At 38.4% G+C, this 22,716-nt stretch carries 22 protein-coding genes, 1 tRNA gene, 1 pseudogene and 1 other annotated feature; of the genes and pseudogenes, 17 read left to right on the top strand and 7 right to left on the bottom strand.

The features are described from left to right. Window positions 1–52 precede the first annotated feature (52 nt). On the top strand, window positions 53–682 hold the full coding sequence (gene upp, locus OZ002_RS03795; RefSeq protein ID WP_002294095.1) for a uracil phosphoribosyltransferase: 630 nt from the start codon (window positions 53–55) through the stop codon (window positions 680–682). A gap of 138 nt (window positions 683–820) precedes the next feature. Here the strand turns inward: upp and OZ002_RS03790 are convergent, their stop codons facing one another. Then, the gene (locus tag OZ002_RS03790) at window positions 821–1,063 is read right to left on the bottom strand and encodes a hypothetical protein (RefSeq protein ID WP_002294094.1); all 243 of its coding nucleotides are present in this window, start codon (window positions 1,061–1,063) and stop codon (window positions 821–823) included. A 120-nt stretch (window positions 1,064–1,183) separates the two neighbouring features. On the opposite strand from OZ002_RS03790, the gene OZ002_RS03785 reads away from it, so the two are divergent. Beyond that, a tRNA-Thr gene (locus tag OZ002_RS03785) sits at window positions 1,184–1,256 on the top strand. Between the two features lie 138 nt (window positions 1,257–1,394). Continuing rightward, window positions 1,395–1,694 (top strand): bacteriocin immunity protein, encoded by a 300-nt coding sequence (locus tag OZ002_RS03780; RefSeq protein ID WP_002291543.1) that lies wholly within the window; start codon window positions 1,395–1,397, stop codon window positions 1,692–1,694. Window positions 1,695–1,820: 126 nt separating this feature from the next. Here OZ002_RS03780 and OZ002_RS03775 read toward each other — a convergent pair whose 3' ends face one another. Further along, window positions 1,821–2,306 carry a prolyl-tRNA synthetase associated domain-containing protein gene (locus OZ002_RS03775; RefSeq protein WP_125178992.1) on the bottom strand — a complete coding sequence of 162 codons (486 nt, stop codon included), beginning with the start codon at window positions 2,304–2,306 and terminating at the stop codon, window positions 1,821–1,823. 89 nt (window positions 2,307–2,395) lie between these two features. Next, window positions 2,396–2,630 (top strand) — a binding site (T-box leader). 155 nt (window positions 2,631–2,785) lie between these two features. On the opposite strand from OZ002_RS03775, the gene OZ002_RS03770 reads away from it, so the two are divergent. The 7 genes from OZ002_RS03770 (at window position 2,786) to OZ002_RS03740 (ending at window position 11,042) form a co-directional block, all read left to right on the top strand. Continuing rightward, window positions 2,786–3,427, top strand: coding sequence for an amino acid ABC transporter permease (locus OZ002_RS03770; RefSeq protein ID WP_125178993.1), 642 nt, complete (start codon window positions 2,786–2,788; stop codon window positions 3,425–3,427). 18 nt (window positions 3,428–3,445) lie between these two features. Beyond that, window positions 3,446–4,081, top strand: a complete 636-nt coding sequence (locus OZ002_RS03765; protein WP_002307226.1) for an amino acid ABC transporter ATP-binding protein — start codon at window positions 3,446–3,448, stop codon at window positions 4,079–4,081. 17 nt (window positions 4,082–4,098) lie between these two features. Next, the gene (locus OZ002_RS03760) at window positions 4,099–4,914 is read left to right on the top strand and encodes an amino acid ABC transporter substrate-binding protein (protein ID WP_002289242.1); all 816 of its coding nucleotides are present in this window, start codon (window positions 4,099–4,101) and stop codon (window positions 4,912–4,914) included. 563 nt (window positions 4,915–5,477) lie between these two features. Beyond that, window positions 5,478–6,914, top strand: coding sequence for a glycoside hydrolase family 1 protein (locus OZ002_RS03755; RefSeq protein ID WP_156249242.1), 1,437 nt, complete (start codon window positions 5,478–5,480; stop codon window positions 6,912–6,914). A gap of 188 nt (window positions 6,915–7,102) precedes the next feature. Next, window positions 7,103–9,550: a DNA translocase FtsK gene (locus OZ002_RS03750; protein ID WP_156249241.1), complete on the top strand. Its 2,448-nt coding sequence runs from the start codon at window positions 7,103–7,105 to the stop codon at window positions 9,548–9,550. Between the two features lie 228 nt (window positions 9,551–9,778). Beyond that, complete coding sequence (gene rlmN / locus OZ002_RS03745; protein WP_156249240.1) at window positions 9,779–10,846, top strand: 23S rRNA (adenine(2503)-C(2))-methyltransferase RlmN; 1,068 nt, start codon at window positions 9,779–9,781, stop codon at window positions 10,844–10,846. Then, window positions 10,836–11,042 carry a hypothetical protein gene (locus tag OZ002_RS03740; RefSeq protein WP_002307236.1) on the top strand — a complete coding sequence of 69 codons (207 nt, stop codon included), beginning with the start codon at window positions 10,836–10,838 and terminating at the stop codon, window positions 11,040–11,042. The genes rlmN and OZ002_RS03740 overlap by 11 nt, the downstream gene beginning before the upstream one ends. Here OZ002_RS03740 and OZ002_RS03735 read toward each other — a convergent pair. Further along, window positions 11,039–12,142 carry an iron-containing alcohol dehydrogenase family protein gene (locus tag OZ002_RS03735; RefSeq protein WP_325082875.1) on the bottom strand — a complete coding sequence of 368 codons (1,104 nt, stop codon included), beginning with the start codon at window positions 12,140–12,142 and terminating at the stop codon, window positions 11,039–11,041. The two genes, OZ002_RS03740 and OZ002_RS03735, sit on opposite strands and share 4 nt — an antisense overlap. A gap of 551 nt (window positions 12,143–12,693) precedes the next feature. On the opposite strand from OZ002_RS03735, the gene OZ002_RS03730 reads away from it, so the two are divergent. Further along, window positions 12,694–13,242 carry an aminoglycoside 6'-N-acetyltransferase gene (locus OZ002_RS03730; protein WP_010727362.1) on the top strand — a complete coding sequence of 183 codons (549 nt, stop codon included), beginning with the start codon at window positions 12,694–12,696 and terminating at the stop codon, window positions 13,240–13,242. A 293-nt stretch (window positions 13,243–13,535) separates the two neighbouring features. Here the strand turns inward: OZ002_RS03730 and OZ002_RS03725 are convergent. Then, window positions 13,536–13,610, bottom strand: a pseudogene (locus OZ002_RS03725) (ribonuclease P); the annotation flags it as partial. A gap of 178 nt (window positions 13,611–13,788) precedes the next feature. On the opposite strand from OZ002_RS03725, the gene OZ002_RS03720 reads away from it, so the two are divergent. Continuing rightward, window positions 13,789–15,453, top strand: coding sequence for a peptide ABC transporter substrate-binding protein (locus OZ002_RS03720; protein ID WP_002299119.1), 1,665 nt, complete (start codon window positions 13,789–13,791; stop codon window positions 15,451–15,453). 69 nt (window positions 15,454–15,522) lie between these two features. Here the strand turns inward: OZ002_RS03720 and OZ002_RS03715 are convergent, their stop codons facing one another. Further along, a complete protein-coding gene (locus tag OZ002_RS03715) occupies window positions 15,523–15,870 on the bottom strand; it encodes a DUF3899 domain-containing protein (RefSeq protein WP_002293992.1) in 348 nt (115 codons plus the stop codon). A gap of 83 nt (window positions 15,871–15,953) precedes the next feature. Here OZ002_RS03715 and opp3b point away from each other — a divergent pair, with 83 nt between their 5' ends. Genes opp3b through OZ002_RS03690 form a run of 5 tightly spaced genes read left to right on the top strand, consistent with a single transcriptional unit; the run spans window position 15,954 to window position 20,980 of the window. Beyond that, window positions 15,954–16,895: an oligopeptide ABC transporter permease gene (opp3b, locus tag OZ002_RS03710; RefSeq protein ID WP_002293573.1), complete on the top strand. Its 942-nt coding sequence runs from the start codon at window positions 15,954–15,956 to the stop codon at window positions 16,893–16,895. Next, a complete protein-coding gene (locus OZ002_RS03705) occupies window positions 16,896–17,939 on the top strand; it encodes an ABC transporter permease (protein ID WP_156249238.1) in 1,044 nt (347 codons plus the stop codon). A gap of 5 nt (window positions 17,940–17,944) precedes the next feature. Then, on the top strand, window positions 17,945–19,015 hold the full coding sequence (locus OZ002_RS03700) for an ABC transporter ATP-binding protein (protein ID WP_002289332.1): 1,071 nt from the start codon (window positions 17,945–17,947) through the stop codon (window positions 19,013–19,015). After that, the gene (locus tag OZ002_RS03695) at window positions 19,005–19,958 is read left to right on the top strand and encodes an ABC transporter ATP-binding protein (protein WP_002307242.1); all 954 of its coding nucleotides are present in this window, start codon (window positions 19,005–19,007) and stop codon (window positions 19,956–19,958) included. Before OZ002_RS03700 ends, OZ002_RS03695 begins: the two co-directional genes overlap by 11 nt. 11 nt (window positions 19,959–19,969) lie before the next feature. Further along, the gene (locus OZ002_RS03690; RefSeq protein WP_002327649.1) at window positions 19,970–20,980 is read left to right on the top strand and encodes an RNA-guided endonuclease TnpB family protein; all 1,011 of its coding nucleotides are present in this window, start codon (window positions 19,970–19,972) and stop codon (window positions 20,978–20,980) included. A gap of 284 nt (window positions 20,981–21,264) precedes the next feature. Here OZ002_RS03690 and OZ002_RS03685 read toward each other — a convergent pair whose 3' ends face one another. After that, a complete protein-coding gene (locus tag OZ002_RS03685) occupies window positions 21,265–22,086 on the bottom strand; it encodes an NUDIX domain-containing protein (RefSeq protein WP_002293995.1) in 822 nt (273 codons plus the stop codon). Window positions 22,087–22,182: 96 nt separating this feature from the next. Continuing rightward, a complete protein-coding gene (locus OZ002_RS03680; RefSeq protein WP_125178996.1) occupies window positions 22,183–22,461 on the bottom strand; it encodes a hypothetical protein in 279 nt (92 codons plus the stop codon). Window positions 22,462–22,716: the final 255 nt, after the last annotated feature.

Below are 22,716 nucleotides of genomic sequence, written 5' to 3'. Positions count from 1 at the left end.
GATTTTGTTTTACAATTAAAAAGAAACGACAGAACAAAGGAGAGCTTAAAAAATGGGCAAATTTCAAGTGATCGATCATCCATTGATTCAACACAAACTAACTATTATTCGGGACAAAAACTGCGGAACAAAGGTTTTTCGTGAAGTAGTCGATGAAATCGCTATGTTGATGGCATATGAAGTATCACGCGATATGCCGTTGGAAGACATCGTGATCGAAACACCGATCACTGAAACAACACAAAAAACGTTGTCTGGTAAAAAAGTAGCGATTATTCCAATCTTGCGCGCAGGTATTGGAATGGTTGACGGTATCTTGGAATTGATTCCAGCTGCTAAAGTGGGACATATCGGTCTTTATCGAGATGAAGAAACATTGGAACCACATGAATATTTCGTCAAACTTCCAGAAGACATTGATGCACGTCAGTTGTTTGTAGTAGATCCAATGTTGGCAACAGGCGGATCAGCAATCATGGCAATCGATGCATTGAAAGAACGTGGCGCGTCGAACATCAAATTTGTTTGTTTGGTAGCAGCACCTGAGGGAGTAAAAGCTTTGCAAGAAGCGCATCCTGATATTGACATCTATACAGCTTCTCTAGATGAAAAATTGAATGAACATGGTTATATCGTTCCTGGACTAGGGGATGCGGGTGACCGTTTGTTTGGTACAAAATAAGTAAATACGAAAAAGGGTGTGACACAACTTTTGTCACATCCTTTTTTGGTCATTTTTAACGTTTGATGCAGAACAGCTTTTTCACAGCTTTCGTTTGCATATAAAAAAACCATCCCAAAAATGCAGAGATGGTCAAATTCAAATCTTTTTTAGTTCTTTGTAGTTAACGATTACTACACCCTTACTTTGCGTCATCAAGTTCGCATTTTCCGCAGTTTCATCAATCTCAACAACAGCGGAATTTTTCAATTGCTTTGAAATCGTTCCAGTTTGCGACTTGCCGTGAATTGTGAACATTACGTGAGTATTGATCTTGAATTTTTCACCAATTTCCGATGGTACGATAGTTGTATCAAATTTTCCAAAAGTTGCCATTTTCATAAAACCTGCCTTTCACATCAATTATACCACGTTTTATGAAAAATATCATGAAATTAAACTAATTTTCCATCGGACTCTTTACAATCAGCCAAATAGAGTATATAATTTCTTTTGGATAAGGCCAGCTTAGCTCAGTTGGTAGAGCAACGCACTCGTAACGCGTAGGTCACAGGTTCGATCCCTGCAGCTGGCATAAAGCAAAAGACAGATACCCTGGTCGGGTATCTGTCTTTTTTATTTATGTCTGTGTGATTTAAAAACCATTAAAAATAGCGTATACTTTGTTTATAGAATGTAGTGGGGAGAAATATATTTCTGGGAGGAAATTGTGATGTCTAAAAGTGAAGAAATAGAAAACATGGTACTAAAATTATATGATCTCGTTTTAAATCCAGAGATCAATGAAAAGGAACGTATACTTCTGATAGAAGCAAAAACAGGCTTAGAAAAAGGTCAGTATTATCCTAAAGTCATGAATAATTTGGAACGTAGTTTACGTCCGTTAGCAATCAAGGGGGAATTGTCTAAACCAGTCTCACCGTTTTATATGGAGATATCAACAATAGGAAAATTTGAAAAAGAATTAGGTCGAGGAATGGCTTCGGCACCGATTACTTTTGGGCATTTATAAAAAGATTTGTATCAATCAAGAGTTTTCTACTAATTCAATTGTAGTTTTTTCAAATAACGCTAGGTTCAAATGATTCTATTCATTCCCAAAGTTAAATGGATTTATCTAACTTTGGGGAATTTTTTGCTACAAATTTTCATAAACTGGCAGATGTTCTAAGTAAGCAAGTATCTTTTCAAAGTCGGAAAAATCCATGATCAACGTAGTGGTATTGATATTTGGATGAAAGCCTACGGTATCTTGACGATCAATAGCAGAATCGATCACGACTTGGATTTTTTTCTCTGTGTCGTGCATCAATGCTAATGGAGTCACTGTACCTGCTGGAATTCCTAGAAGGTCAGGAAGCTGTTCTTCAGAAACAAAAGATAAGCGCTTTTCTTTTAATTGTTCAGCTAGTTGTTTTAAATCGGCATGCTTTTCATCAGGCAAGATGACAAGATAGATTTTTTTTCCTTTTCTTGATTTCAATAATAGATTTTTTACTTGCGGACCAGGTAGGGAAAAAGGGACATTTTTGACTGACGTAATCGCAGGATGGTCGACTTTTTGAAAAGAGATACCCAGTTTTTTTAGTAGTTCATAAGCTTCTTGTTCGGTTGCACGACTCATCGCGCATCACCCCCCTTTTTTTATTAGTGTATCATAAAAAAGAGTTGACAAATGAAAAATAATCATGTAAATTACACGTAAAGTTAAAACAAATGACATCGAAAAGAAGAGTAACCGTTAGGTGTTTTTAGAGAGTCTCTGGTTGGTGGAAAGAGGCAGCAGTTAACCGTGAAACACATCTTGGAGTCGATTTTCTGAAGCGTATAGTAGGAAAATCCGGGGAGCCCGTTACAGCTGCGGTCGTTGCTAGATGACCAGATAAGGCTGGCTTTTCCGTGAGGAGCCGGTAAAAAAAGGTGGAACCACGTGATTAACGTCCTTTGATCTTCGGATCAAAGGACTTTTTGTTTTTATCTGAACGGCAACGACTGTGTGAGGTTTTTTCTGCAAGGAAAAAATAAACAGAGGTGGAACCACGTATAATACGTCCTCTTGGCATTTGCCAAGAGGATTTTTTTATTTTAAAGGAGGAAAAGAAGATGGAATATTTGATTGAAGTTATGCCGCAATTATTAGTAGGAGCACTCACAACATTGAAATTATTTTTATTTACCTTGCTTGGCTCATTACCATTAGGGATTGTTTTAGCATTAGGATTGTCTTTGCATTTTAAGCCGCTAAGCTACTTGCTTCAAACATATGTATGGGTTATGCGGGGAACACCGCTGTTGTTGCAACTGATTTTTATTTTTTATGGGTTGCCGACGATTGGGATCGTTTTTGATCGTTTCGAAGCAGCACTCATTGCCTTTATCTTAAACTATGCAGCTTATTTTGCAGAGATCTTTCGTGGAGGGATACAATCGATTCCTCAAGGTCAATATGAAGCAGCGCAAGTTTTGCAATTAAGTCCCTTTCAAACGGTGACGAAAATCGTCATCCCACAAGTGACAAAGATTGTTTTACCTTCTGTAGGGAATGAAGTTATCAACTTGGTCAAAGATTCTTCCTTGATCTATATATTAGGTTTAGGTGACGTAATGCGTGCTGGGAAAATCGCGATGGAACGCGACGCGACTTTACTGCCTTTGCTAGGCGTGGCAATCATCTATCTTACATTGACTGGTATTCTAACAATCGTAATGAAACAAGTTGAAGGAAAATTAAATTATTACCGCTAACTGATAGGAGGAAGAAATATGATTGAATTGAAGAAAGTGAACAAAGCATTTGGTGAAAAAAAAATAATCAAAGATTTGAATCTAATCATTCCAGATGGGGAAACATTAGCTATCGTAGGTCCTTCCGGTGGCGGTAAAACCACGCTTTTACGTATCTTGGCTGGCTTAGAAAGTTCTGACAGCGGAGAATTTTATTTAGATGGTGTACCGTTCAACCCATTCGAGCTTAAAATGAAAGAACAAGTTGTAGGAGTCGTATTCCAAGACTTCCAGCTATTTCCACATCTGAATATTTTTGAAAACATTACCTTAGCACCAAAAATGGTATTGAAACAGACAAAAGAAGAATACACCAAAAAAGCAGAAGAATTAGCGGCTTCATTAGGGATTAGTGATTTATTGAATAACTATCCTTATCAGCTTTCTGGCGGACAAAAACAGCGGGTAGCGATTGCCAGAGCATTGGCTATGAATCCACGGGTATTGGCTTATGATGAACCAACAAGTGCTTTAGATCCTGAATTACGCCAGCAAGTCGAGCGTTTGATCCTATCATTGAAAGAAGATGGGGTAACCCAAATTATTGTCACCCATGATTTAGTATTTGCAGAAAATGTCGGTGATCAATTACTAAAAGTTTCCCCAATTCATTAAGAAAGGAGAAGATAGAGATGAAAAAAACTAGTTTTCTATTCGCTTTGATCGCAGGTCTTCTTCTTTTTGCAGGCTGTTCGAACAAAAAAACTTCAGCAGATAATTGGGCGACTATCAACGAAGAGAAAAAAATCGTTATAGGTTTAGACGATACATTTGTTCCTATGGGATTTAGAGATAAAGACGGGAAGCTCACAGGATTTGATATTGATTTAGCCAAAGCAGTCTTTGAACAATATGGGATTACGGTAGACTTTCAGCCCATTGACTGGTCAATGAAGGAATTTGAACTGAACAATGGAACGATCGATTTGATATGGAACGGCTATTCCAAAACGCCGGCAAGAGAAAAGAAAGTGCAATTTACAAAACCTTATATGGAAAACGATCAAGTGCTGATCACACCTAAAGAATCAGGAATCACAAACTTTGGACAAATGAATAATAAGAGATTAGGTGCGCAAAATGGGTCATCTGGTTATGATGTATTTACGAAACAACCAGAAGTATTAAAAGAGATAGTCAAAAACCAAGATGCTGTTTTGTATGATAGTTTTAATGAAGCATTGATCGATCTGAAAAGCAGACGGGTCGATGGTCTGCTGATGGATAAAGTATACGCAGACTATTATTTGAAACAAAGAAACGAACTAGAAGACTTCAACATAACAAAAGGTTCTTATGAAAGTGAGGATTTTGCAGTTGGTGCACGCAAGTCAGATAGTACATTAGTGAAAAAAATCAATGAAGCCCTAGATCAACTAGAGAAAACAGGTGAATTCCAAAAAATATCCGATAAATGGTTTGGCGAAGATGTTACGCCGAGAAATTAACAAATAGGGGACTGTGACAAAAGACGTGTCACAGTCCCTTTTTCCGAATAAACAGTGTTCTCCTGCCAACTCCTTGTGACTCGAAGCTGAATGGCAGGCTCACAACCTCTTGGTAAACGGTGTTCAAAAGCCAGTTTCTCGGTATTAAGCCAAATTTATGCAAAAATGTAGAAAGCCATTTTCACAAAATTTTTCTTACTACTCGAAACTAAGCGACTTTTTCACAACCTCTTTCTTAAACGGTGTTCAATCAGCTGACCCTCGGTATTAGCTCAAAAAACGGCAAAATATGAGGAACTATTTTGCCGTTTGTTTCTCTAATACTCAGGTCAAAGCGCTGATTTCACAACCTCTTATACATGGTGTTCCAGAAGTAGCTTCTTCGAAAAATAAGCCGAAATTTTACAAAACTTTGAGAAGCAATTTTCGTACATTACTTCTTGTTTCTTGAAGCTGACCACTTCTGTCACAACCTCCTTTACATAATTTTATTTTGTTGTGGAAGGGGTTTCGTGTTATTCTAAAAGAGGAACGATTGAAGGTTATAGGAAAGGAAGAGATGAATGGAACACAAAGAACTTACCTCATTTCCAAAAGATTTTCTGTGGGGCTCTGCTTCTGCAGCGTATCAAGTAGAAGGAGCTTGGCAAGAAGATGGGAAAGGAGAATCAGTCTGGGATCGATTTGTACGGATACCTGGAAAGACATTTAAAGGAACGAACGGTGATTTGGCAGTAGACCACTATCATCGTTATAAAGAAGATATTGCTTTAATGAAAGAACAAGGTCTGAAAGCTTACCGCTTCTCTGTAGCTTGGACACGGATTTTTCCTAATGGACGAGGAGAAGTCAATCAAGCTGGGCTCGCTTTTTATGAGAGATTGATCGATGAATTGATTGAAAACGATATCGAACCTATGTTGACTTTATATCATTGGGATCTTCCACAAGCATTGCAAGATGAATATAATGGTTGGGAATCACGTCAGATCATTGAAGATTTCACTCATTATGCAGAAACATTATTTGAGGCATTCCGCGGGAAAGTCCATTACTGGATTAGTTTGAATGAACAAAATATCTTCACTTCATTAGGTTATTTGTTAGCAGCACATCCGCCAGGTGTGACAGACCCGAAACGAATGTATGAAGTTAACCATATTGCTAATTTAGCAAATGCATCTGTCATCAATAAATTTCACGAGTTAGAAATGCCTGGGAAAATCGGACCAAGCTTTGCGTATACGCCAAATTATCCAATTGACAGTAATCCTGAAAATGTTCTGGCTGCTGAAAATGCAGAAGACCTGATGGCTAATTATTGGATGGATGTCTATATGTGGGGAAAATATCCGATTGCTGCCATGAGGTTCTTAGAAGAAAAAGGATGGGCACCAACGATTGAAGCTGGCGATACAGAATTGCTAGAATCTGCTAAACCAGATTTTCTTGGGATCAATTACTATCAAACGGCGACGAATGCATTCAATCCATTAAACGGAGTTGGTGCAGGAAAAATGAATACGACAGGAAAAAAAGGTTCATCAGAAGAAACTGGAGTTCCTGGAATGTATAAAAAAGTTGAGAATCCATTTGTCGAACGAACAAATTGGGACTGGGAGATTGACCCAGAAGGATTAAGGATCGGACTGCGTCGTATCACAAGCCGTTACCGCATACCGGTACTGATTACGGAAAATGGTTTAGGAGAGTATGACAAGTTGACAGAAGATAAACAAATCCATGACGACTATCGAATCAATTACTTACAAAGCCATGTCAAAGCCATCAAAGAAGCAATTTCGGATGGAGCAGAAGTCCTAGGCTATTGCACCTGGTCTTATACAGATTTGCTTAGCTGGCTGAACGGTTATCAAAAGCGATATGGATTTGTATATGTTGATCAAGATGAAACACAAGAAGGATCTTTGGAACGATACAAGAAAGACAGTTATTACTGGTATCAAAAACTGATTGAAGAAAATGGAGAGAACCTTTAGTTCACATACTTAAAACAAGAAGGTACGGCTGGATATGGCCGTGCCTTTTTTTGATAAAATCGTTTAGAAATTAAGAAAAACTGTAAAATAAGCTGAAAAATGAAAGAAAGCGTCAGTTCTTTCAAACAAAACTTTAGTTCCCTTACTTTTTTTTGTATAATGAAACTTGATGAAATGAGGGATAATAAATGGCACAAAAGAAACGGCCTACTAAAAAAAGGAAAAAGACGAAAAAAACGAAAAAGCAAAAACAGCAGCAGGAACAAATGCTGACGATTGGTGTTGGGTTTGCCTTGATTTTATTTGCTGTCTTCGGCTTTTTAAAATTAGGTTTTTTAGGAATATTGATTGCAAACGGCTTTCGGATCATTGCAGGAAATACTTACCAAATCCTCTGTCTTTTATTAGCCGTATTAGGATTTTGGATTGTCATTAAGAATACAGAGTTTTCAATTGGTAAAAACCGACGCTGGTTTGGCGGCATACTCTTTTATTTCGGTATCTTATTATTGTTACATGCCCATTTATTTGGCAAACTCCATACTGGGGAACCAAATATCATGGGGACGACATGGGATTTGTTAGCCAGTGATATAAAACAAAGTCAAGTAGACAATAACGTTGGTGGTGGGATGATTGGAGCAATCCTTTATCATTTTACTTACTTCTTGATTGCACAGCCTGGAAGTTATTTAGCAGCAGTGCTATTACTGGCAGGAGGAGCATTCCTGTTCAGTAATCTGGAAGGCTATCAGCTGTTAAATAGTATCCAATCAATTGGAGAACGAGTACAGGAATTATTGGAAGGTGATCCTGCCAAGCAAGCTCGAAAGCAAGCGGCAAAGGAAGAGAGAATGAAACAGCGCGCAGAAGCGAAAGAAGCAAGGCGCTTAGCTGCAAAAGAAGCTGCAGAAAAAGAAGCTGCAGAATATGAGAAGAAAAAAGCGGTGAGCCAACAAAGGGGAAATACTGCTGATGAATGGCAGGAACCAGAAAATACAGAGCCGGAGCAGCTAAGTTTTGTTCCAATCGACAGTTTTCAAGAAAATATCCATCCTGCGAATCTAGAGAAACCAGTACCAGATACACCAAAACAGACCAATACAGCAGAAGGTTTTTCAGATGAGTTGCCAGAGGATGACGGTACCTCATTAGAATTTGAGATTGAAGCAGAACAGGAAAATCAAGACTATGAATTACCGACAGTTGATTTGCTTGATTCTATACCAACTGTGGATCAAAGTGATGAGTATAAAAAAATTGAAAAAAATATCGGCGTATTAGAACAAACTTTCCAAAGTTTCGGTGTCGATGCCAAGGTCGTCAAAGCCAGCTTAGGACCATCCGTCACAAAATTCGAAGTCCAGCCGGCTGTAGGGGTAAAAGTAAGTAAAATTGTGAACTTAACAGATGATATCGCGCTTGCTTTAGCGGCGAAAGATGTCCGGATGGAAGCACCGATTCCAGGTAAATCACTGATTGGTATTGAAGTACCAAATGGAAAGATCAGTATGGTTTCCTTTAGAGAAATCATCGAAGCACAACCAAACCACCCAGATAAATTACTAGAAGTACCTTTAGGACGTGATGTTTCTGGACGGGTACAAACGGCTGATCTTTCGAAGATGCCTCACTTACTCGTGGCTGGTTCGACTGGTAGTGGGAAGTCAGTAGCAATTAATGGGATCATCACAAGTATATTAATGCGTGCTAAGCCCCATGAAGTAAAACTGATGATGATCGATCCGAAAATGGTTGAATTGAATATGTACAACGGCATACCTCATCTGTTGACGCCGGTCGTGACGAACCCTAGAAAAGCAGCGCAAGCCTTACAAAAAGTAGTACAAGAAATGGAAGAACGATATGAAAAATTCGCGGCAACCGGAGTAAGAAATATTTCTGGTTACAATGAATTTGTTCAACAGAAAAACTTGGAAAACGGAACGAAACATCCAACCTTACCATTCATCGTAGTGATCGTAGATGAATTAGCTGATTTGATGATGGTAGCCAGCAATGAAGTTGAAGATGCGATTATTCGTTTAGCGCAAATGGCTCGGGCGGCGGGGATTCATATGATCCTAGCTACTCAACGTCCAAGTGTGGATGTTATCACAGGAATCATCAAAGCAAATGTACCTTCCAGAATGGCATTTGCGGTATCAAGCGGTACAGATTCTCGGACGATCATTGATTCTAATGGGGCAGAAAAGCTCTTAGGGCGAGGAGATATGCTATTCTTGCCAATGGGTGAGAATAAACCGATCCGTGTGCAAGGAGCATTCATTTCTGACCACGAAGTAGAACGGGTCGTTCAATTTGTTACAGATCAGCAAGAAGCTCATTATGAAGAGAAAATGATGCCGACAGATGAAGTTGAAACGACAGGTGCTCCAGAACAGCCACAAGATGAGCTGTTTGAAGAAGCAAAAGCACTTGTTGTTGAAATGCAAACGGCAAGTATTTCCCTTCTCCAAAGAAGATTTCGGATCGGTTACAACCGAGCAGCACGTTTAGTAGATGAACTGGAAGCTCATGGAGTTGTTGGCCCGTCAGAAGGAAGCAAGCCTCGGAAAGTATTCATTGAGCAGGAAGAAACATCAGAAACGTTGCCGGACGATAATGACATGTAAAACTTGTGTGATGAAGGGTTGAAAAACGAATAACCAATAAAAAGACAAGGCATGATGATACCAAAAGAAAAAATGTTTTTTTCCATCTTTTCTAATACGGTATGATGTCTTGTCTTTTTAGTTTTTGTGAGATTAAAGTTCTATTCGATTTATTTGTGAAGTATTGCATTAAGGAAATGAATCATGTATAGTATGTAGCGAAACTTTGAGAAAAAGAGGGAAAATACTTTGGAAAAACAGTCCATTTATGACTTGACGAATGAAGAATTAATCAATTGGTTTATAGAAAACCGCGAGAAAAAATTCCGAGCTGCCCAAGTTTGGGAATGGTTGTATCAAAAACGTGTAAGTAATTTCACAGAAATGACGAATCTATCGAAACAGTTGATCGAAAAATTATCGGAGCATTTTATCATCAATCCTCTAAAACAGATGGTCGTCCAAGAAGCTTCGGATGGTACAGTAAAATATTTGTTTGAACTCCCTGATAAAAACATGATTGAGACTGTACTGATGAGACAAGAATATGGCTTGTCAGTTTGTGTGACGACACAAGTAGGATGTAATATCGGCTGTACATTTTGTGCAAGCGGGCTGCTCAAAAAGAACCGTGATCTGACTGCTGGAGAAATTGTTGCGCAGATCATGATGGTCCAACATTATTTTGATGAGCGCAATCTTGGCGAACGCGTTTCACATGTCGTTGTAATGGGGATCGGTGAGCCATTTGATAATTACGACAATGTAATGGACTTTTTGCATATCATCAATGATGCCAAAGGATTGGCAATTGGTGCTCGGCACATTACAGTTTCCACTAGTGGATTAGCACACAAAATCAAGGAATTCGCTAATAACGGCTTGCAAGTCAATCTGGCTATTTCCTTGCACGCGCCGAATAATGAGGTGCGAACATCGATCATGCGGATCAACCGAAGTTTCCCAATCGAGAAATTGATGGAAGCTGTAGATGAGTATTTAGAGAAAACAAACCGTCGAATCACGTTTGAATATATCATGTTAAATCAAGTAAATGACAGACCAGAGCATGCACAGCAATTAGCCGATCTATTAAAAGATAAGAAAAAATTAGCATATGTCAACTTGATTCCATATAATCCAGTCAGTGAACATGATCAATATTCTCGCAGTCCAAAAGCTGATGTATTGAGATTTTATGATGTATTGAAGAAAAACGGCGTAAACTGTGTGATACGTAAAGAACATGGTACAGATATTGATGCAGCTTGCGGACAATTGCGAAGCAAGCAAATGAAAAAAACAGTTGCCAAATAATCGTAGCCTACTCGTTTTTTCAATTACCATAAAAGGAGCAGTTTTCTTAATTAAGGAACTGTTCAACTTAAATAAGAGAAAAGATTCTATAGCGAAAGCTATAAAGCTTTTTTTGACAAGAAAAACCCTCATCAAGCAAAGAAATGTCCTCAATTTGATGACAGCCTGCTTGATGGGGGTTTTAGCAATTATTTAACTGATTTTCTTATATCCTTGCTGGCTTTCTTGTGTAGCATGATAAGTTTCTACGTCAAGAATGGCCTGTTTAAATTTTTCTCGGGTGATTTCATAAGGCACATGTTTAATATCATTTGTTGCCATGGCTTTATCTAAGATTGCTTCTAAATCGGTCGTGACATTGAGATTCATGTCGGTTAACGATACTGGAAGTTGGTTCTTTTTCATAAACACATAGATTTTATCAAACAAATCGAACTGCTGATCCATCATCAATAAGGTCAGTACACCATAACTGACAGATGCTCCGTGAAGGTATCCCTCCATTTTTTCTAGAACAGTCGTACCGTAATAGAATGAGTGTGCCATAGCAGAATTATAGTTATTGTTAACTAAAACAGAAACCAATCCGGTAGTAACAATGATATCCGAAACGACTTGTTCAATTGCATATGAGGGACGATCGTCGGCACTATCTTTCAATGCTTGCGTACCATAAGTCAAGAGACGATCAATGCACATTTTTCCGATTTGGATTCCTAATCTATCCGTGTAGCCTAGATCATCGCCACGAGCAGAAAAAGTAGATTCGACTTCTTTGGATAAAGCATCGCCAATACCTGCCCATAAGTATTTATCAGGTGCTTCGGCAATAATTGCTGTATCAATGAAGGTGTGTACAGGTGGTTTTGAAGGAAAGAAGAGTCCGTCCATTACGCCTTCTTCGTTATAGATGACACATACCGCAGTGACGGGCGAACAGTTCGAACCAATAGTGGGAAAGGTGAAGACTGGTTTAGCTAGTTTTTCACCAATGACTTTTACAGTATCGCAAGCACGGCCACCACCGACTGCAAACAGGACGTCTGCTTTTTGGACACTTTCATGCTGGATCAACTGTTCAATATTTCCATAAGTTGAATTACCCCCGTACCAGAGACTGGCGACAACCTCTATTTCCTGTGTCAAAGCTGCTTTTATTTTGTTTTCTGCCTTTGAAAGTGCAGTCTTCCCTCCAATCAGCACTACTTTTATCCCATATTCTTTGACGATTCCATTTGCTTTTTCATACGCATCTGTTCCAATGGTATAATTTGGTAAGAAAACACTTTGACTCATATTCATTTCCTTCTTTCTTCGTTGAAACGGGTTAAAATTTTAAAGAGTGATCGATCTGACTGCGGCTGTAGATGGAGTAGAGGTGAACCTAAGACAGGATAAGTGATGAATAAGGTGGCATGAACACCTTGAAATCATCAATAAGTATCCTAAAAACGAACAAGTACAAAAACATTGAAAACGACAATAATGAATTTTTGTTCCTCTTAGTATTTCTACCGATTCCCTTTGTTTTTTTGTAATTATCTAAAAATTCTAAAAATTAAGATTATTATATGAAAACAGGTTTTATTTGTCAATTCATAATTGGTTTTTTTAAAGCAAAAGATAATCTATATCATGATGAACAAACAGAGTTTTTTCCTCCAATTGATGGCTTTCCTGATCTTTCCTATTTTGAATAAAGTGTTTCTGTATAATTTTTTTATTTTATAAGTAAGATAAATAATGAAAGAATAGAGATACTGATTGGTAGCTAAAGATTTTTGAGCGAGAACATTTCGTTTTTTCAAAAGGACTGTTAGAATAAGCAAGAACAAGGGGGAAGACGTATGATAATCAGTGAATTTGACCGTAATAATCCAGTATTGAAAGATCAGCTTTCTGATTTACTGAGACTGACTTGGCCGGAAGAATACGGAGACAGCTCGGCAGAAGAAGTAGAAGAAATGATGAATCCAGAACGAATCGCGGTAGCAGCGGTAGACCAAGATGAGTTAGTAGGATTTATTGGTGCAATCCCTCAATACGGTATCACAGGTTGGGAATTGCATCCATTAGTTGTAGAAAGCTCCCGACGAAAGAACCAAATAGGTACTCGATTAGTCAATTACTTAGAAAAAGAAGTAGCTTCCAGAGGAGGAATCACGATTTATTTAGGTACGGATGATTTAGACCATGGAACAACGTTAAGTCAAACGGACCTGTATGAGCATACATATGATAAAGTGGCTTCCATCCAGAACCTTCGTGAACATCCGTATGAATTCTATGAAAAATTAGGTTATAAAATCGTAGGTGTCTTACCAAATGCAAATGGCTGGGACAAACCGGATATTTGGATGGCAAAAACGATTATTCCTCGACCAGATTCTCAATAATAAAAAGAGGTTGTGAAATCAGCGTCCTGACCTGAGTATTAGAGAAACAAACGGAAAAATAGTTCTTCATATTTTGCCGTTTGTTGAGCTAATATCGGGGGTCAGCTGATTGAACACCGTTTAAGGAAGAGGTTGTGAAAAAGTCGCTTAGTTTCGAGTATTAAGAAAAATTTTGTGAAAATGGCTTTCTACATTTTTGCATAAATTTGGCTTAATACCGAGAAACTGGCTTTTGAACACCGTTTATTCGGAATAAGGGACTGTGACAAGACTTTTGTCACAGTTTCTTTTTATTTATTCTTTTTTATCTTTGTATGGCAATAATAGACAATATAACGAAAATTATTTAATGGCTTTTGGAAGACCATGGAAAACCTTGTACAAAGCTATTTTTCCTGAAAAATTCCTTGAAACCTCACGAAAAAATCATTATTTTATGAAAAAGACAAAAAAAAGTGTTGATTTTTTAATAATTATTCATTAAACTCTTAAACAACTTCAGAAAATATTAATTATTCTGAAAATTCCAACAAAGGGGTACGTAAAATGAAAAAGAAATTTACATTTGGTTTGGTTGCGGTATGCGGCCTTGTACTTGCTGGATGTTATGGCGGCAGTTCAGCCACAAGCAACAGTAGTTCAGCAAAAAGCGGTTCAGCAGATGGAGGAGGCGTATTTAACTTAGTCGTGCCTCAGGAAATGCCTACAGCTGACTTATCAGTTGCAACAGATACAATCAGTTTTACAGCATTGAATAACGTTTATGAAGGAATTTACCGTCTTGATGAAGACAGCAAACCACAGCCGGCAGGAGCTAGCGAGTTGGCAGAAGTCAGTGAAGACGGATTAACTTACAAAATCAAATTACGAGAAGACGCAAAATGGTCAAATGGTGATCCTGTTACAGCAGCGGATTACGTTTATGGCTGGCAACGAACAGTAGACCCAGCTACAGCTTCTGAATATGCTTACCTGTATGCGCCAGTTGAAAATGCAGAAGACATCACAGCTGGAAAGAAAGATAAATCAGAACTAGGGATCAAAGCAGTTGGTGACTATGAATTAGAAATCAAATTGACGAAACAAACACCATATTTCCAATATCTGCTTGCTTTCCCATCATTTTTCCCACAAAAACAATCCGTAGTGGAAGAAAATGGGGATGCCTATGCATCTGCAAGTGATAAAGCTGTTTATAATGGACCATTCACATTAGAAGATTTTGATGGACCAGGAACAGATACAGAATGGACTTATAAGAAAAATGACCATTACTGGGACAAAGATACAGTAAAACTTTCTGAAATCAAAGTCAGTGTAGTAAAAGAATCTTCTACTGCATTGAACTTATTCAAAGATGGCCAAGCAGATGACGTGATCTTGTCTGGTGAGTTAGCACAGCAAAACGCAAACGATCCAGCTTATACTTCTGTTAAAGAAGCGCGGACAAGCTATATCGAATTCAATCAACGTGAAAAGAATTCACCATTCAACAATGTGAACCTAAGAAAAGCTATTTCTTATTCTATCGATCGTGAAGCTTTAGTAAAACAAGTACTAGGTGACGGATCAGTTGTCTCTACAGGATTGATCCCATCAGATATGGTAAAAAGTCCAACAACGAACGAAGACTTTGCAAAAGAAGCTGGAAAATTAGTTTCTTATGACAAAGATAAAGCAAAAGAATATTGGGAAAAAGCGAAAAAAGAATTGGGCGTTGATTCTTTAGAATTTGATTTGATGGCTTCTGATGATGATTCATCGAAAAAAGTAATCGAATATGTTCAAAACTCAATCCAAGAAAACTTGGATGGCGTAACAGTCAAACCAACACCTGTTCCATTCTCTGTACGTCTTGACCGCTCAACTTCGGGTGATTTTGACGCAGTACTAGGCGGATGGGCTGCTGACTATGCAGACCCAAGCAGCTTTACTGATTTGTTTGTCACAGGTAATTCATACAACCGTGGTCGCTGGAGCAATGCAGAATATGACGAAGCAGTTAAAGCAGCTTCATCAACAGACGCTGGTGATGAACAAGCCCGTTGGGATGATTTCCAAAAAGCAATCAAGATCATCTCTGATGATATGGGTGTCGTTCCGGTGTACCAAAAAGCAGAAGGTCACCTAGTGAATGAAAAAATCAAAGGTATCGTTCACCATGCGGCAGGCGCTTCATGGGATTACAAATGGACATACGTTGAAGAATAATCGTTAATACCGTGAGCATGAGAAAAAACGAGGCTGCGGCAAATGTCGCAACCTCGTTCTCATATTCACTTATCCTAACAAAGAAAAAAGCATGAAAATAGCAGAAAGAGCAATTAGTATTCCGGCAATGATCAGCCAAAAGCTGTACATACCGTAGCTGGCAGATGAGAGCGAGGAAAATTCTGGTTTTTTCTTTCGGTTCCTTGTTCGTGCAAGATGGACCGATCGCTGAAAATGATCGAAGAAACCCGAAGAAAAGACCCATAAAAAACCGCCAATAATCAGAAACGGCAATGACCATAAGAATAGATCATTAGATAATTGAATGAGTGTAAAGGAATGGTTGATGAGATTTTTTATTAAAATAACCAGAATCAGTAGAAAAGCTACTGCGTAGGGGATAGATTTTTTTTTCATTTGATTGCTCCTTTATTTTTGGTTCATTATCTAATAATGTAGCGAAACATCTGTCAGAAGTCAAAAGCTAGGGGGAAACATTAGTGAATAGTTATATCAAATATGTATTAAAACGTGTCTTTTTCATGATCATCACGCTTTGGTTAATTGCAACAATCACCTTTTTCTTGATGCAATTGCTGCCGGGCACGCCATATACGAATCAGGAACGTTTGAGTCCTGAAACAATCGAGATGCTAAATAAACAAGTCGGTTTGGATAAACCAGTTATCGTACAATATGGGATTTATCTTTCTAATTTGCTTCAAGGAGATTTTGGAATTTCCTTCCAATTTAAAAACCAGCCAGTCGCACATTTGTTAGCTGGAAGAATCGGACCATCCTTGCAATTAGGGTTACAGGCAATTATCTTTGGAACAGTCCTAGGAACGATTTTAGGAACGATCTCTGCCATGAAGCAAAATACATGGGCAGATACATCTTCTACACTCGTAGCGATATTAGGTCGTTCCATTCCAAACTTTGTATTTGCTGTTTTATTACAATATATCTTTGCAATCAAATTACAAGTTTTGCCAATCGCAAAATGGGATGGCTTTGTGTACACAATCTTACCAACAATTGCGTTGGCCATGTCGCCGCTTGCTGACTCTGCTCGGTTTATCCGTACGGAAATGGTGGAAGTACTGCATAGTGATTATGTGGAATTAGCAAAAGCAAAAGGATTGAGCCGTTGGGAAATCGCCTTTAAACATGGTCTTCGAAATAGTTTGATTCCCTTGATGACTTTATTAGGACCGTTAGCTGTAGCATTGATGACCGGATCACTGGTGGTAGAAAATATCTTTGCTATTCCTGGTATCGGGGAACAATTCGTTAAGTCAATCACAACAAATGATTATCCTACGATCATGGCTGTAACGATCCTTTACTCATTTATGCTGATTTTTGTTATTTTGATCGTGGATCTATTGTACGGTCTAGTTGATCCAAGAATTCGTGTTTCAGAAGGGAGCCGAGGATAAATGGAAATGATACCAAAGCGTTATGAAACAGTCGCAGATATCCCTGCGGATGAGTTTCTTCCATTACAAAAAAATACCGAAGAAGAACGTGAACAGATTACTGCACCTTCTTTGAATTTTATCCAAGATTCATGGCGCCGTTTAAAGAAAAACAAAGCTGCCGTTATTTCAATGGTTTTACTATTGGTCATCATTTTGATCTCTGTGATCACAATCTTTGTTTCTCCTCATGATCCAACTACCCAAAACGTGGCTTATATCAATTTGCCTCCTCGTATTCCGGGAATCAATATCGATGGATTGAATGGAAAAGCAATGGTCGGTGGTGAACTTGTTGATAAATATGCTCAAGCAAACGTCCCTTCAAACGTAAATTTCTTTTTAGGAACAGACGGTTTGGGACGTGATGTATTAAGCCGCTTATTTATGGGAACGAGAATCTCGTTGCTGATCGCATTTATTGCTGCATTACTAGATGTAACGATTGGTGTAGCTTACGGGTTGGTTTCTGGTTTGTTAGGCGGACGTGTCGATAACGTGATGCAACGTTTTTTGGAAATCTTGTCAGGAATTCCAAACCTCGTTGTCATGATTTTGATGTTGGTCGTTTTTGAACCAGGAATTTTTTCAATCGTGGCTGCTATGGCCATCACAAACTGGATACCAATGGCACGTATCGTTCGTGCACAAACAATGAAATTAAAAGATCAAGAATATGTTTTAGCTGGATTGACATTAGGTGAATCAAGAATGAAAATTGCATTCAAACATATTTTGCCGAATATCTCTAGTGTCATTATTATTCAAATGATGTTTAGTATTCCATCTGCTATTTTCTTCGAAGCCTTTTTAAGCTTTATCGGTTTAGGTCTTACGCCTCCGTCAGCTTCATTAGGAACGATGTTGAGCGAAGGGTACAAGACATTCCTGTATCTGCCTTATCTGTTATGGATTCCGGCAGTAACTTTATCGGTTATCATGATTGGCTTTAACTTACTTGCTGATGGATTGCGTGATGCCTTTGATCCTAAAATGAAAGAGTGAAGACGATGACGAAAATTTTAGAAGTGAAAGACTTAGAAATCTCTTTTGATACGTATGCTGGAAAGGTACGAGCGATTCGCGGTGTCAATTTTCATTTGAATAAAGGAGAAACATTGGCGATCGTTGGGGAATCTGGAAGTGGAAAATCAGTGACGACCAGAAGCATCATGCGCTTGCTGTCAAGCAACGCCAATATAGATGCTGGTCAAATCCTCTTTAAAGGTAACGATATCGTTGGAAAATCAGAAAGAGAGATGCAAAAAATCCGTGGTAAAGAAATAGCGATGATTTTCCAAGATCCAATGACCTCTTTAGATCCGACGATGCCCATTGGGAAGCAAGTCGCTGAGTCCCTTAGAAAGCATAATAAAGTTTCAAAAAAAGAGGGACAAAAAGCTGCATTAGAATTGCTTAAATTAGTTGGAATACCCGAAGCTGAGAAACGTATCAACAGTTATCCGCATCAGTTCTCAGGAGGTCAGCGTCAACGGATCGTGATCGCGATTGCACTGGTATGTTATCCGGAAATCCTGATTGCTGATGAACCTACAACAGCGCTTGATGTGACTATTCAAGCACAGATTTTGGAGCTGCTGAAAGAAATTCAGACAAAAATCGATACATCAATTATCTTTATCACTCATGACCTTGGTGTAGTAGCGAATGTCGCTGATCGTGTCGCTGTCATGTATGGAGGAAGAATCGTTGAAGTTGGAACATCGGAAGAAATTTTCTACAACCCGCAACATCCCTATACTTGGGGACTGCTTGGTTCAATGCCGACATTAGATAGTGCGAACGATCGATTGTATGCTATTCCTGGTTCTCCACCGGATTTATTGAACCCGCCAAAAGGAGACGCATTCTATCCAAGAAATGAATTCGCGATGAAAATCGATGCAGAACAAGAACCACCATTTTTTGAACTATCAAAAACACACAAGGCAGCAACTTGGCTACTTGCTCCACAGGCACCCAAAGTGACACCGCCAGAAGAAATCCAACGTCGCTGGGCTATCTTTAAAGAGAAACAAAAACATACTTACGGTCAAGGAGGAATTGCTGATGCCAAATAAACTACTTGAAGTTAAAGGATTGAAACAGTATTTCAATGTAGGAAAAAAGAATGAAGTACATGCTGTAAATGACATCAGCTTTCACATCTATGAAGGAGAAACATTCGGTTTAGTTGGAGAATCTGGAAGCGGAAAATCCACTACTGGCCGTACGATCATTCGCTTGAATGAACCTACTGATGGTGAGATATTATTCGACGGTCAAGATATAACGAAGATCAAAGATAAAAAAGGTTTGACGAAATTCCGGCATGATGTTCAGATGATTTTCCAAGATCCATATGCTTCGTTGAATCCTCGGATGAAAGTCAGAGATATCATTGCCGAAGGAATTGATGTTAATGGACTAGCTAAATCATCTGAAGAGCGTGCAAAAAAAGTCGATGATCTATTGAGAACTGTTGGATTGAATCCAAGCCACGGTACTCGTTATCCTCATGAATTTTCAGGTGGGCAACGCCAGCGTATTGGTATTGCGCGAGCATTGGCAGTAAAACCGCGTTTTATCATTTGTGATGAACCAATTTCTGCACTAGATGTGTCGATCCAAGCCCAAGTGGTCAATTTGTTGCAAGATCTCCAAAAAGAACATCAATTGACCTATCTATTTATTGCACATGATTTGTCGATGGTTAAACATATTAGTGACCGAATCGGTGTAATGCATAACGGCTTGTTATTAGAGATGGGAACAAGTGATGAAATCTATAATCACGGTGTTCATCCTTATACAGAAAGTTTGTTATCTGCTATTCCTCTACCAGATCCAGACCATGAGAGAAAACGCAGAAGAATCAAATATCAACCTGAACCAGATGACGGACAAGTACGTCAACTTCGTGAAATCGCACCAGAACATTTTGTCTATGCAACTGAGCAGGAAGTCCCATATTACGCAAAAAAACTAGAACGACAAAAGGAATCTCTTCTGGTTGCTAACTAGGAGGGACATAGATGCTAAAAGCTTTTAAATTCCGTATGTATCCGACAGAAGAACAAAAACAGCAATTGATTCGTACTTTTGGATGTGCTCGATTTACCTATAACCATTTGCTGAAAAAGCGGCAGAAAAGTTGGCAACAAACAGGAGTGGCCGATTTTTCGCTCACACCCGCTACATTAAAAAAAGAATACCCATTCTTAAAAGAAGTAGACAGTCTTGCTTTAGCAAATGCACAGCTTAATTTGGACCGGGCTTTTCGCAATTATTTCAAGGGACGTGCCAGCTTCCCAAAGCTTAAAACGAAAAAAAGTATGTGGCAATCTTATACGACCAACAACCAAACCCGTACGATCTATCTGGAAAATGGCTACTTAAAGTTACCAAAACAAAAAGAACTAATCAAGATAAATCAGCATCGGCCAGTTGAAGGATCGATTCGCTCCGCTACGATTTCTGCTCGATATAATGAAGAATTCTATGTCGCACTACTTTGTGATGTTTCGCCAGTAAAAAAAGAATCTTTAGCTAAATGGATCGGGATCGCCTATCATCCGAAGACATTGATCCAAACATCTCGACCTCTAGAAGTAACTTTACCAAAATTTCACCAAACAGAAGAAAAGCTGCAACATGCACAGCGGAAATTGAATGTGAAAGTCCGCTCCGCTCACCATAGAAAGACAAGGTTAGATCAGGCAAGCAATTATCAGAAACAAAAGAGAAAAGTAATGGATCTTTATCTGAAACAAAAGAACCAGCGAGAAGATTATCTTGAACAATTATCTGGGAAATTGGTCAAACAATATGACTACTTATTTGTAGAATCTTTTCCAAAAGAAGAAGCACATGCTGATTTTTCTATTCATGACTGGCATAAATTAATAACAAAATTGCGTTATAAGTCCCAATGGTATAATAAAAAATTTCTTTTGATCAATACCGACGGAGCAGAAGAAAGCAATTCCGTAAGAAAGAGCCAAGTAGTAGAAAAAATGGGCAGACATTCGGTTATCAAGGGATAAAAAATGAATGAAACTGATAGGAGCGTTAGGGTTCGCCTTGTTAATAAAAAGTCTTAATGACTTTTGTTTCTAGGAATTTTTCTTTTGAAGAAAAGCTCACTAATTATGACAAACCAATAAAACAATAGCAGAAAAAGTTCGTACGAGCTTTTTCTGCTATTGTTAATTTTTTATTCAGAAAGTTTACGAATACATCAAAATTCTGAAACAAAAAACGTAACTCACAAAGAGTTGTTTTTGCGTTCTTTCTTGAATGATTAGGTCTGAATCTTTTGTTCACAACCTTATTCATGGTGCCCCGGCTTGAGCTGATAGATTTTTGAAGGACGGCCGATTCCTACAGGACGTTCACCGATCTCATCGAAATATTGGAGCATAGCTTTCTTAAAATTGGAATGATCGATCGTTTTATAATCGATCCCTAAGAATTTAGCAAATACTTTTCGAGCTTCCGTAATCGTGAAATCTTTACCTAAAACTTGTAGAACTTGCGGCTCGTGTTCCATTTTATTGACTACACGGTTGAATGCTTTCAAGATGATTTGACTATGGTCAAAAGCCAAAGTATCTTTGCCAGAAGACTCTCCAGTGACTAAATCAAGCGAGATAGCCACTTCTCCGCTAGATAAATGGATCTTGTTACTATGACGTTCTAGTGTGAACCAGCGTACTTCCTTGGCATCATCTCCGGCGATTAGCGGTTCTTCTCCAATAAAGGCTAAGTAGCTGACTGTGACGACCCAGCCTCGCGGATCTCGATTAGGCGTACTGAATGTATGCAGTTGCTCAATATTTTCTTTTGAAATAACCACACCAGTTTCTTCCTTTGTTTCTCTTAAGACGCTTTCTCCAGTTGACTCATCCTTTTGGACAAAGCCACCAGGCAATGCCCATGAATTTCGATAAGGATGCCCTTTTCTTTGGATCAACAAAACTTTCAGCTGATCTTCTTCTTTGTTATAGCACATCAGTACGATATCGACAGTCAAAGAGGGCTTGTCATATTCTGGACGTTCCTGTTTTTGATACCAGTTAAGAAATTCTTCTTCACTAGCTTCATGTTCATAATATAATTTTTCTTCTTCTTTAGAAGCAAAACGGTTCATCTGACCACCTCCATTGACAGTAAAAGTACTTTTTACCTTATTGTAGCAGACTCTGAAAAAAAACCAAGGATTTACTTGAAAAATCTAGGTTATCATTTAAATATGAAAAATAAATGGAAGTATGAGATTGAATAAAAAGAAAAGCAGATAAAACGGCAATACTTTATACCGCTCTTCACGAATGGCAAAGAAGCCACAAATAACGATATATACGTCAATGATAAAACGCAAAATCCAAGCTGCTGTCATAAAACTGCTCAAATGCCCATGGAGGTTAAAATAACCATACATACGAATATAAAAATAGCTGAATATTAAATGTGCTAATGAAAGAAAAGCAATACTAAGTGTAAAAAAAAGATGTTTCTTCTGCATGATTGTTCCAGTCCCTTACTAAGATAGATAGTCTTTATTATACCACGTGTGAGGGGAGAAATAAAAAGCCGTTTTTTAGTAGATATGAAACAAAACAAAAACCCGCATTTATTCAACCTATTCATCCTTTTAAAGGATAGATTGAACGTAGATAGAAGTCGTTTATCCAGTCTTTTTCATTTTGAAAAAAAGCTAACAGCATGCTTTTTTTATGGTATACTAGCAAGGAAACGAATTCGCATCATGCGATAAAGG

This window comes from Enterococcus sp. E4-150 (assembly GCF_035726465.1).
GTDB lineage: Bacteria > Bacillota > Bacilli > Lactobacillales > Enterococcaceae > Enterococcus_B > Enterococcus_B faecium.
This window is presented reverse-complemented; position numbering and strand designations above follow the sequence as displayed.